Origin of the sequence: Cognatundibacterium rugosum (assembly GCF_014284365.1) — a bacterium.
Taxonomy (GTDB): Bacteria; Pseudomonadota; Gammaproteobacteria; order Burkholderiales; family Burkholderiaceae_D; genus Undibacterium; species Undibacterium rugosum.
Map to the genome: position 1 here is coordinate 42,451 of NZ_JACOGG010000020.1, position 10,187 is coordinate 52,637.

At 52.0% G+C, this 10,187-nt stretch carries 13 protein-coding genes; 6 read left to right on the forward strand and 7 right to left on the reverse strand.

Annotation, left to right across the window (positions count from 1 at the left end; all coding sequences use genetic code 11):
• Window positions 1–145 precede the first annotated feature (145 nt).
• The 6 genes from H8K47_RS15520 (at window position 146) to H8K47_RS15545 (ending at window position 3,495) form a co-directional block, all read left to right on the forward strand.
• The gene (locus H8K47_RS15520; RefSeq protein WP_329604179.1) at window positions 146–691 is read left to right on the forward strand and encodes a phage tail protein; all 546 of its coding nucleotides are present in this window, start codon (window positions 146–148) and stop codon (window positions 689–691) included.
• Window positions 692–701: 10 nt separating this feature from the next.
• Window positions 702–1,247, forward strand: coding sequence for a phage tail protein (locus H8K47_RS15525; RefSeq protein ID WP_186882314.1), 546 nt, complete (start codon window positions 702–704; stop codon window positions 1,245–1,247).
• Window positions 1,248–1,261: 14 nt separating this feature from the next.
• Window positions 1,262–1,792, forward strand: coding sequence for a phage tail protein (locus H8K47_RS15530; protein WP_186882315.1), 531 nt, complete (start codon window positions 1,262–1,264; stop codon window positions 1,790–1,792).
• Between the two features lie 138 nt (window positions 1,793–1,930).
• Window positions 1,931–2,236: a DUF6916 family protein gene (locus H8K47_RS15535; RefSeq protein ID WP_186882316.1), complete on the forward strand. Its 306-nt coding sequence runs from the start codon at window positions 1,931–1,933 to the stop codon at window positions 2,234–2,236.
• 1 nt (window position 2,237) lies between these two features.
• Complete coding sequence (locus tag H8K47_RS15540; protein ID WP_186882317.1) at window positions 2,238–2,735, forward strand: GNAT family N-acetyltransferase; 498 nt, start codon at window positions 2,238–2,240, stop codon at window positions 2,733–2,735.
• Window positions 2,736–2,820: 85 nt separating this feature from the next.
• Window positions 2,821–3,495, forward strand: a complete 675-nt coding sequence (locus H8K47_RS15545; RefSeq protein ID WP_186882318.1) for a Bax inhibitor-1/YccA family protein — start codon at window positions 2,821–2,823, stop codon at window positions 3,493–3,495.
• A 63-nt stretch (window positions 3,496–3,558) separates the two neighbouring features.
• Here H8K47_RS15545 and H8K47_RS15550 read toward each other — a convergent pair whose 3' ends face one another.
• The 7 genes from H8K47_RS15550 to H8K47_RS15580 all read right to left on the reverse strand — a co-directional run.
• A complete protein-coding gene (locus H8K47_RS15550; protein ID WP_186882319.1) occupies window positions 3,559–3,906 on the reverse strand; it encodes a YkvA family protein in 348 nt (115 codons plus the stop codon).
• Between the two features lie 39 nt (window positions 3,907–3,945).
• Complete coding sequence (locus H8K47_RS15555; RefSeq protein ID WP_186882320.1) at window positions 3,946–5,997, reverse strand: primosomal protein N'; 2,052 nt, start codon at window positions 5,995–5,997, stop codon at window positions 3,946–3,948.
• A 472-nt stretch (window positions 5,998–6,469) separates the two neighbouring features.
• The gene (hemE, locus tag H8K47_RS15560; RefSeq protein ID WP_186882321.1) at window positions 6,470–7,558 is read right to left on the reverse strand and encodes a uroporphyrinogen decarboxylase; all 1,089 of its coding nucleotides are present in this window, start codon (window positions 7,556–7,558) and stop codon (window positions 6,470–6,472) included.
• 419 nt (window positions 7,559–7,977) lie between these two features.
• Complete coding sequence (locus tag H8K47_RS15565; protein WP_230410225.1) at window positions 7,978–8,745, reverse strand: SGNH/GDSL hydrolase family protein; 768 nt, start codon at window positions 8,743–8,745, stop codon at window positions 7,978–7,980.
• A 3-nt stretch (window positions 8,746–8,748) separates the two neighbouring features.
• Window positions 8,749–9,573 carry a PPK2 family polyphosphate kinase gene (locus H8K47_RS15570; protein WP_186882322.1) on the reverse strand — a complete coding sequence of 275 codons (825 nt, stop codon included), beginning with the start codon at window positions 9,571–9,573 and terminating at the stop codon, window positions 8,749–8,751.
• Between the two features lie 24 nt (window positions 9,574–9,597).
• Complete coding sequence (locus H8K47_RS15575) at window positions 9,598–10,032, reverse strand: CoA-binding protein (RefSeq protein WP_186882323.1); 435 nt, start codon at window positions 10,030–10,032, stop codon at window positions 9,598–9,600.
• Between the two features lie 66 nt (window positions 10,033–10,098).
• Window positions 10,099–10,187, reverse strand: an 89-nt coding sequence (locus H8K47_RS15580; protein ID WP_186882330.1) for an IS3 family transposase, incomplete at its 5' end; no start/stop codon positions are given.

Here is a 10,187-nt window from a genome sequence, read left to right on the forward strand (position 1 = left end):
TAAATTGTTTTTTCATCAAAAAAGATACGCATCAGAAATTTCACTTGAACTCACGCGCTTTTTAACAAATCATCAAACCCGAAGCGGAGTTTGATGTTTTTTAGCATCTTACTTTTTTAACTGAGCTTGAAAATTCGGAGGATATGTGGAGTCATTTCTTGGTGAAATCAGGATGTGTGCTTTCCCCTTTGCACCAGATGGTTGGGCTTTGTGTGACGGCTCTTTATTACAAATCTCCCAGAACACAGCGCTATATAGTCTGCTGGGTACTAAATTTGGAGGAGATGGATCTAAGACCTTCGGACTGCCCGATTTACGCGGACGTACCATGCTGGGGCAATTTGGAGGCTACAACATAGGCACTAAGGGCGGGGCAGAGTCGGTCACGCTGACTAGCGTGAACATGCCACCTCACAATCATTTGCTTTGCGTCTCGGACACGCCAGCCAATGCCGCCAACGTAGGTACGAACGCAGACCGCGTTCTGGCGACCAGCAATATCTATAATCCCCCGCCCCCGGGTCCCGCAGCACCGGCGAAAAAACTGTATGCGAAGGCCGATAACTCCAACACCCTGCAGTCCAGTGCCTGTACCATCGTTGGCGGGGGCGGGGCTCATAACAATATGCAAGCTTCCTTAGTGATCAATTTCATGATTTCCACTAAAGGTTATTATCCGCCACGCCCTTAAGGAGCTATACATGTCAGACTGTTATTTAGGTGAAATCCGGATTTTTGCCGGCAATTACGCCCCGGTGGGTTGGGAACTCTGCGATGGGCGATCTATACCGATTACTAACAACGAAGCACTTTATGCGCTGATAGGTGTTACCTACGGCGGGGATGGCAAGACTAGCTTCAACCTCCCGAACCTGAATCAAACCTTGCCGATAGGCCAAGGGCAAGGTGTGGGTCTGACCAATCGCACGATGGCCCAGCGCTTGGGCGACGCGAGTGCGACATTGACAACAGCGATGATACCTCCACACCTGCACACGATTTTCAGCACGAAGGAAGACGCTAGTTCTGTTGCCCCAGGAACGAGCATGCAATTAGCTGCGATAGAGCAAACGCCCTCCGCTTCAAATTTTTATGACAATGGTGCTGCTGCGGCAACGGCCATCAAAGCCTTCAGCTCAAAAGCGCTCAGCACAGCTGGCAGCTCTCAGCCACATGAAAACAGAATGCCATCGCTTGCGCTGACTTATATCATTGCAACTAATGGAATTTTTCCAACCAGTCCATAAAGGAGAAAAGGAATATGGCAGATGCATTTATTGGCGAAATCCGGGCTTTTTGCTTTAATTTTGCGCCCATGGATTGGGCTTACTGTGACGGTAGCAAGCTGTCAGTGAATCAATTTCAAGCTTTAAATGCTATTCTTGGCCAGAGATTTGGCGGAGATACCTATACGTTCAATCTGCCAAATCTGATTGGACGCGCTGCAATAGGCCAAGGTGCATATGCTGGTCAGGGAAATCTTCCGCTGGCGAAAGTGACAGGGCTAGAAAGTGTTGTATTAAACGAAGGTAATTTACCGAATCACACGCATGGACTGAATGCCAACATACTCAAACCAGCGTCGCCTGTACCACAAGCTCACTTGCCTACACGCTTCATCGAGCCCAACAATTGCGCATACACAAATCTGGATCCAAACACCTATCTGGCTCCCGCTACTGTGCAGGAATGGCCTCAGAATCAGACCACGCAAGCGCATGAAAACCGACAGCCATATCAAGTTGTTAATTTCTGCATCGCACTAATTGCCAATTGGCCTGAGCATCCATGACGATAGAATTTTTCCTGTTTTTCTTTGAAGAGCAGGAAAAATTATGAATTGAAATAGGATTCATTGCTACTTTTCAGTCTGGACTGTGCTACACAGTCTGCCCGGTAAACAGTTAGTCCTTTCTTTCCGATTGTATTTATGAATTTATCAGCAGAACTTTTTCAGGATCATTTACAGACCTCCTTTTTCATTCCTGTTCAACCGGAAGAAAAGCTTGAACTGACGCTGAACGCCATTCAGATCCGGCCTGAGGATCAGTCGCCTTATCACCAGTTTTCCTTATTTTTTCTGTGTAGCGATGAATTACAATTGCAGCAAGGTAGCTATTTACTGCAACATAGCAACCTGCCTGATATGCAGTTGTTTCTGGTTCCGGTTGCCAATTCCGGACAGACTTATACCTATCAGGCTAGTTTCACCATAGAAAAATCGCAGCTGGGCTGATATGCAATTGACGGACCCCCAGATTACATTACGCCCGGTCAACGAGGGCGACTTCCCTTTCCTGCTCACTGTGTATGGCTCCATCAGAGAAGATGAACTGATGCAGACCGGATGGAGTGAACAGGAGAAGCTGGGCTTTATCCAGATGCAGTTCGATGCGCAGCATCGTGCTTATTCGGGCTATCCCGATACCGAATTCTTAGTGATAGCCTACGCTGGTGCAGACGTAGGTCGTTTGTATTTACAACATCAGAAAAACGCATTGCACATTGTCGATATCTCCCTGCTCAAAGAATACCGGCGACGCGGGATAGGACACACTTTGCTGTCAGGATTGTTTGCCAAAGCGAACAGCCAAGGTAAAGTCGTACAAATTCATGTGGAAAAAAACAATCCAGCTCGCAAATTGTATGCAGAACTGGGCTTTCAGCCCGTCGCTGACAAAGGCCTGTATTTGTTAATGCGCAAAGAATTTGACGAAAAGGCAAGCTTGGACTGATAATTGCCCCTCTATGGCTTGGCTCTGGTATTTGCCAGAGCGATGGCGAAGCACAATATTAAGCCCAACGACTACAGGAGTCCCTATGCAATTAGCTGGCAGCGAACATTCTTTCGGCGGCTCACGTGAGCGCTTTATCGCCAAGGTATTTAATCATCTGGGTGGTGCTATCCTGGCTTTCACTGCGGTAGAAGTCCTGATTTTCAGCTCAGGTTTGTCGGTAGCGATTAATCAGGCCATGCGTGCACTGCCCTGGATCGCCATCATGGGTGCATTTATTCTGATCAGCTGGCTGGCCTCACGCGCAGCGCATCAGGTGGAAAGCCTGGCGGCGCAGTATGCGGCACTGGGTGTGTTTATTGTGGCGGAGGCGATTATTTTTGTGCCACTGCTGACCATCGCCAATCAGGTCGCACCGGGCGCGATTTCGAATGCAGGCCTGATCACGGTATTCGCCACGCTGGGTCTGGTTGGTATCGCTTATGTGTCGCGTAAAGATTTTTCTTTCCTGGGCAGCATATTGAAATGGGGTGGTCTGCTGGCACTGGTGACTATCCTGTGCGGTGCAATTTTCGGTTTTCAGCTGGGTATGTTTTTCAGTATCGCGATGATCGGTCTGGCAGGTGGCGCGATTCTGTATGACGCATCCAACATCATTCATCATTATCCGGAAGACCGTTATGTCGGCGCAGCACTGGAATTGTTCGCGTCGGTGGCAATGATGTTCTGGTACGTACTGCGCCTGTTCCTGCGCCGTTAAGACGGTTTTATTCGCTACAAATTGCTATAAGCCAGCCGCTGTCAGAATTCGACAGCGGCTTTTTTATGTCAGACTGTCCGGGCCGCCAAACCATTTACGTAACTGCTCCCCCGCACGTTGCTTGACGTCGTTATCAATGTAATGACCTACGGTGACCAGCGCAGCAGCCAATACGCCCAGATCATCGGTATAACCAACACCGGGCAAGACATCAGGAATCGCATCCAGTGGGGAAATAAAATAGGCAAGCGCGCCGAAAATCGCGGTTTTCGCCCACAGCGGGGTGTCCGGCCTTTGCGCTGCGTAGTACAGGCACAATGCTTTTTCCACCACTTCACGTCCTGCCTGGCTGGCAAAAGCGCGTAACTTAGCCCAGAAACCGGCATCGCTATAGGATTCAGCAGCTTTCATTGTGCACCTCACTTATTCAAACTTAGGTGAGTAAGCCTATCATATATCTACAGGATCAATTTCCAGACTCCATTTGACGCGGCTCTTCCAGCTGCGTAACTCCGTGATCCAGAGCCGGGCAAATGCCTGTAATGCCGGGCGTGAGGCGGATTCGATCAATAGCTGGGCACGGTCGCGATTCGCCACGCGTGTCATGGTCATAGGAATAGGATCGTTGATGGTGATCATGGGGTGCGGCATACAGGCAGCCGCCTGTTGCAGAAAATCCAGCGCAGTTTGTAATTCACGCGCTTCTGCCCTGAGCAGCGCCTGATACATGTAAGGCGGCAATTGCGCCTGTTCGCGCTCGGCCAGCATATCGGCCGCGAAATGGCGGTAATTGTGCGCCATCAGCGCGTGATACAACGGATGATCGGGATAACGGGTCTGGACATAGACTTCAGACGCATTGCCCCCTTCGGCCTGGGCACGGCGTCCGGCGCGGCCTGCGACCTGCATCAGTTGGGCAAACAGCCGTTCGCTGGCGCGGTAATCCTGAGAAAACAGGGCGGCATCCGGGTTCAGGGCCGCCACCAACGTCAGACGCTGAAAATCATGGCCTTTGGCGACCATCTGGGTGCCGATCAGGATATCCACCTCCCCCTCGTGTACCCGTTCAAACGCAGCAGCGGCGCTGCCTTTAAGGCGGGTAGAGTCGGCATCGATGCGAAATACCCGCGCCTCGGGGAACATGGCGGCCAGGGTTTCCTCCAGCCTTTGCGTGCCACGACCCAGTGGCTGTAAATCAATATTGCCGCAAGTCGGGCAGGCGCGCGGTATGCGCTGCTCCAGACCGCAATGATGGCAGCGCAAGCGATGATCGCCTTTATGCATGACCAGATTGGCGGTACAGCGCGTGCACTGGCTGATCCAGCCACAGGCATCGCAGGACAACACCGGCGCATAGCCGCGCCGGTTCAGGAATAGCAAGGATTGCTCGCCCTTCTCCAGCCTGAGCCGGATGGCGGCGATCAGGCGTTGACTCAGGCCCTCGCTGGGTTTTTCTTTTTCCAGATTGATGATCTTAACGATGGGTAAGACTGCATCCTGCACCGCACGCTGACTGAGTTCCGACAACTGATAACGCCCATGCTGGACCGCATACCAGCTTTCCAGCGAAGGCGTCGCCGAGCCCAGCAATACCGGTATCTGGCGCTGATGCGCGCGCCACACGGCGAGGTCGCGCGCCGAGTAACGCAAGCCTTCCTGCTGTTTATACGAGGGGTCATGCTCTTCATCGACGATGACTAACTGCAGATCCGGCAGCGAGGCAAAAATAGCCAGCCGGGTCCCCAGGATAATCCGTGCAGCACCAGTGTGTGCGGCTAGCCAATGTAGCAAGCGCTCACCTTCTGCCAACCCGCTATGCAGTGTAGCCAGCATCACGCCAGGAAAACGATGGCGGATATGGGTTTCAAACTGAGGCGTCAAATTAATTTCCGGAACCAGAATCAAGACTTGTGCGGTAGCTGATTGCGCCAGTATGCGTGCTGCAGCCTGCAGATAGACTTCGGTTTTGCCACTGCCGGTGACGCCGAACAATAATCTGGGTGCAAAGCCTTTACCCTCCGTCACCGCCGCCACCGCAGCTGCCTGTTCTGCATTCAGGCTGGCCTCCTGTTGTGCGACGGGAGTTTGCGTTGGGGCCGCAGTCAGTTTGCTGAGCTTTTTAAGTGCACGGTCGAGGGCGACAGTTTTGATCGCTTTCAGATTCTTAGGCAGCGAAGGTAACACCACCTCACCCAGCGGACGCTGGTAATACTCTGCCGCAAAACGGGCCAGGCCCAGCCACTCTTCACTCAGTGGCGGCAACTGTGGCCGCGCGGCCAGTACATCACGGATCTTTTCCGGCGGCACCGCCGTTTCATGCAAGATCTGCAGCACGATACCCGTGATTTGCTGGCTGCCAAACGGGATCAGCACCAGGCTGCCAATGGCTGGAACCGGCAACAAGGCACCCGCCTCATCGCGCAAGGAAAAACGATAATCAAAAAAACTGTCAAGTGGGGTATCGATCGCGACCCGCAGAAATACCGGTTCAGACAAGCTCATACGCCCTGTTTGGCCACGCTAAGTATTGGTTTCATAAGCAGTTTTTGAGATATCCACAATTTCTGTGGACAACTTTGTGGAGAAAGCCCTATTGACAAACGTTTTGATTAGGAATGGCGCGGGTTTCCAGCCGGTCAGCGCTCAGCAAGTCAATATTTTACCCGTTTAAAATCAATGACTTACAAATTTTTGCAAATTAAAACAAAAATATTTCTGGCTTTTTTTGCTGTGCCCAGATTTTGTGCATAAGTAAGTAAGGTGAAATGAAAAATTGCAAACAGATGGCCGCATCTGATCTGCATTTCCAGCCCATTCTGACCGGAAAAGCGCATGAAATATACGTTTTGCAACGCAACATGACGTATGAAGGCGCTTGTCGGGCACAACACACTTGCTGAAGGCTTTATTGCTGTATGTGCAAAGCAGCCAGCGCCCCGTTACGGTGCGGTGCGGCGCTGGCTATCGACATCACTTAAGCAGCCTGACGCTGGCTGCGGCTATAGCTGTGAACCGTCTCGACCAGAACGCTGACCGCTTCCGGTGGTGTGAACTGGGAAATACCATGCCCCAGATTGAACACATGCCCCTGACCTGGGGTTGGCTTGCCATAGGCATCCAGTGTGGCAATAACCTGAGCCTTGATTTGTTCCGGCTCAGCAAACAGCACAGCCGGGTCCAGATTGCCTTGCAAGGCGACCTGATGTCCTACCCGAGCACGCGCCTGACCCAGGTTCACGGTCCAGTCCAGGCCGACTGCGTCAGCACCGATAGCGGCTATCTGTTCCAGCCATAAGCCACCGCCTTTGGTGAATACAATGGCAGGAATACGCTGGCCATTTTTCTCTTTTTGTATTTGCTGAATGATGTCCCGCATGTACTTGAGCGAGAAAGCATGGTATTCCGCATCCGCCAGCGCCCCGCCCCAGCTGTCGAAAATCATCACAGCCTGGGCACCGGCATCGATCTGCGCATTGAGATAGCTGGCAACTGCATCGGCATTGGTTTTCAGGATATGGTGCATCAGGTCAGGACGCTGATACATCATCTTCTTCACAGTATGGAATTCACGCGAACCCTGCCCCTCAACCATATAGCAAGCCAGTGTCCACGGGCTGCCAGAAAAACCGATCAGCGGTACCCGGCCATTGAGCGCATGGCGGATCTGAGTCACTGCATCAAACACGTACTGCAGGCTGCCTGCCTCGGGAACGCGCAAGGCCAGCACGTCTTTTTCATCGGCCAGACGGCGCTCAAACTTCGGTCCTTCACCCTCTTCAAAATACAGACCCAGACCCATCGCATCCGGCACCGTCAGGATGTCAGAAAACAGGATGGCCGCATCCAGAGGATAACGGTCTATCGGTTGTAGGGTGACTTCGGTCGCGAAATCCGGATTTTTTGCCAGCCCCATGAACGAACCTGCGCCTTTACGGGTCGCGCGGTATTCAGGCAGATAGCGACCCGCCTGACGCATCAGCCACAAGGGCGTGTAGTCAGTTTCCTGACGCAACAAGGCTTTGAGGAAAGTGTCATTTTTTAAAGGAGCAAAGGATGTGGACATGTCAGCTTTCTAAGAGGCAGTTTCTTTAGGACTTACGCAAAATTGTCCCAACAAGGCATGGCGACGCAGGCAGTACGCATAGTACAAGGTTCACTACCTGGAGCCATAACGCCGCTGGGGCGGTTTTGCGTAAGTCCTATTCTTTTATGATCAGAACAGCCAGCATTATCGCTTAAGCTGCCGTGATCAGCATCTGATCTCGCGCAAGACTGGCGCGTCAGACAAAAACGGATAAGACCGCAGCTGTGGATAACTTTGTGGACAGCTTTTACTTATTTGAGGTTTACTTCGATTTTATCATCATGGTTATTAAATAATCCGCATAACTATATGATTTCATTGACTTTATTTACGTTAACTAATTTTGCAAATTTAAATTGCTTAAAATTTGTGCTTGACAGACTGTGCATAAGTAACATTCACGAACACAGATTTTTGTGTTTCCCTACATACATTGTGAGTAATTGCTCCGCCCACAGCGCTGCGCCCACCGCGGAAGGATGGTAGCCATCAATCGCCATACAGCGCTTATCGCGCATGACAGGCATGGCAACATGGCACAGTTGTGGCGATGTCTGTAAGGAGCAAGCAACCAGCTCAGCCACAACACGATCCAGACTTGCTGCCTTGTAGCCGAGCACCTGGCGTAACGGAGCAGGTAAAGCTGGAAATTCAGCCAGTTTAGGCACACCTGAGATCAGGATCTGTGCCGCTGGCCAGCGCGCCTGCAATTGCTGCAATAAAGCCGCCATCTGACGCCGGTATGCGGCTACCGGTGTCAATGCGGTCGTGTCGTTCACCCCGAAGCTCAACAAAATGATATCCACGGCATCTGTGTGCGAGGCTGGTAACTGCTGTAACCAGCTGGAAGCCGCCTCCAGTCTGGCGCCATTTTCAGCCAGTACCTGCCAATGCACCTGACAGTTCTGCTGCTGCGCGAGTAAAGCCGCAAAACGGCCACACAGGCTGTCTTCGTAATGCGCGACGCCGACACCTGCCATCGGCGATTCACCGATACCTAAGACCCGCAAAGTCCGGTTAGCGTCGTGCGGTCCGGCCAATCCGAACGACTGACCCGCAGCGATCGGCAGACGCGGCGTGATACGGCGGGTACGTCTGCCCTGCCACCATAGCAAGGGGAACAGCGCAGCAGCCAGTAATTCTGGTGCGTAATCGCGCAGTGCCAAGACCTACTCGACTTTCAGTTTGCTGAATTCAGGATTACCCGGCGGGAAGCTTAATTGCAAACTTTCCAGTCTTTCCAACACAATGCTGGCGATCACCAGATTACGTTGCGTCTTCGAGTCGGATGGAATCACGTACCAGGGCGCATAAGGCGTATCAGTCGCTTTGAGGGCCCGTTCATAAGCATCCTGATACGCATCCCAGTGTTCACGCTCAGCCAAGTCCTGAGGATCAAATTTCCAGTGTTTGGCGGGGTCAGCCAACCTTTCCTGCAAACGCGATTTTTGTTCGTCTTTCGAGATATGCAGGAAAAACTTCAGGATGATGGTGCCGGTTTCGCTCAGCATGCGTTCGAAATCGCGGATATGCGCGTAACGCTGTTCACATTCCGCCGCAGTAATCCATTCATGCACACGTGCGATCAGCACCTCTTCATAATGGCTGCGGTTAAAGATCACCATTTCGCCCTTAGCCGGGACTTCCTGATGCACGCGCCACAGATAATCGTGATCTTTCTCGGCATTACTCGGCGCTTTGAACGCGACGGTCCGTGCGCCCAGCGGATTGACCTGCCCGAATACCGCTTTGACAGTTCCGTCTTTGCCAGAAGTATCCATGCCTTGCAGGATAATCAGGAGCTTCGGCGCATGGGCTGCAACAAAGATTTCTTGCAGATCAGAGATTTTTTCGCCGATACGCAAAGTCTGTAACTTATCCACCGCCTTGGCATCGGGCTGGCCAGCGGCAGCGGCACCGATTAATTTACGATTTGCGTCACTGTCTTTGAGTTTGAAGCCTTGAGGCAAATGGAATACTTCGGCAATACTCATACGTAGAACTCCTGATCAGGTGGATTAGCACTGGGAAAAACGCTTACGGTGTTCAATTTTCAGACACAGATCCATCACCACCAGCAAACCCGCCGCCTGCGCGGTGGCTGCCGCCTGGGGATGAGTGATGCCGGATTGCATCCACAGGCAGCGCGCACCTATCTGTATTGCTTGCTGCGCGAGTTGTGGCATATAGCTGGCCTGCCGGAAGCAATCGACGATATCTATCGTATATGCCTGCGCTGCCGCCAGCAAATCGGGATACACCAGTTCACCGAGCAAAGTTTGTCCGGCCAGACCGGGATTCACCGGCACGATGCGATAGCCCTGTTGCTGCATGTATGCAGCCACCTGATGGCTGGGGCGCTCAGGATTGGCGGAAAAGCCAGGCACAGCGATCGTGCGGCTGCGCACGAGGCAAGCACCGATCGCATCATGACTGGTTGTATCGGTATGCATCTGCGCTCCCGGAAAAATAAAAAGGCAGCCTGTGAAGTGACCCCATTTAGTTGGACAGCTTGATAGTTACGTGGCCAAGGGCTGATTCCTGTATTGAACAGGACTCAGCCCTTTTAATTTCAGTTTTATACGGTCATGATTATAGTAGTGGATGT

What these genes read in the sequence shown, in the direction of transcription:
- hemE (WP_186882321.1), bottom strand. Translation starts at nt 7,558, where the DNA reads ATGTCCACATCCTTTGCTCCTTTAAAAAATGACACTTTCCTCAAAGCC.
- H8K47_RS15555 (WP_186882320.1), bottom strand. Translation starts at nt 5,997, where the DNA reads ATGAGCTTGTCTGAACCGGTATTTCTGCGGGTCGCGATCGATACCCCA.
- H8K47_RS15545 (WP_186882318.1), top strand. Translation starts at nt 2,821, where the DNA reads ATGCAATTAGCTGGCAGCGAACATTCTTTCGGCGGCTCACGTGAGCGC.
- H8K47_RS15535 (WP_186882316.1), top strand. Translation starts at nt 1,931, where the DNA reads ATGAATTTATCAGCAGAACTTTTTCAGGATCATTTACAGACCTCCTTT.
- H8K47_RS15540 (WP_186882317.1), top strand. Translation starts at nt 2,238, where the DNA reads ATGCAATTGACGGACCCCCAGATTACATTACGCCCGGTCAACGAGGGC.
- H8K47_RS15525 (WP_186882314.1), top strand. Translation starts at nt 702, where the DNA reads ATGTCAGACTGTTATTTAGGTGAAATCCGGATTTTTGCCGGCAATTAC.
- H8K47_RS15570 (WP_186882322.1), bottom strand. Translation starts at nt 9,573, where the DNA reads ATGAGTATTGCCGAAGTATTCCATTTGCCTCAAGGCTTCAAACTCAAA.
- H8K47_RS15530 (WP_186882315.1), top strand. Translation starts at nt 1,262, where the DNA reads ATGGCAGATGCATTTATTGGCGAAATCCGGGCTTTTTGCTTTAATTTT.
- H8K47_RS15575 (WP_186882323.1), bottom strand. Translation starts at nt 10,032, where the DNA reads ATGCATACCGATACAACCAGTCATGATGCGATCGGTGCTTGCCTCGTG.
- H8K47_RS15550 (WP_186882319.1), bottom strand. Translation starts at nt 3,906, where the DNA reads ATGAAAGCTGCTGAATCCTATAGCGATGCCGGTTTCTGGGCTAAGTTA.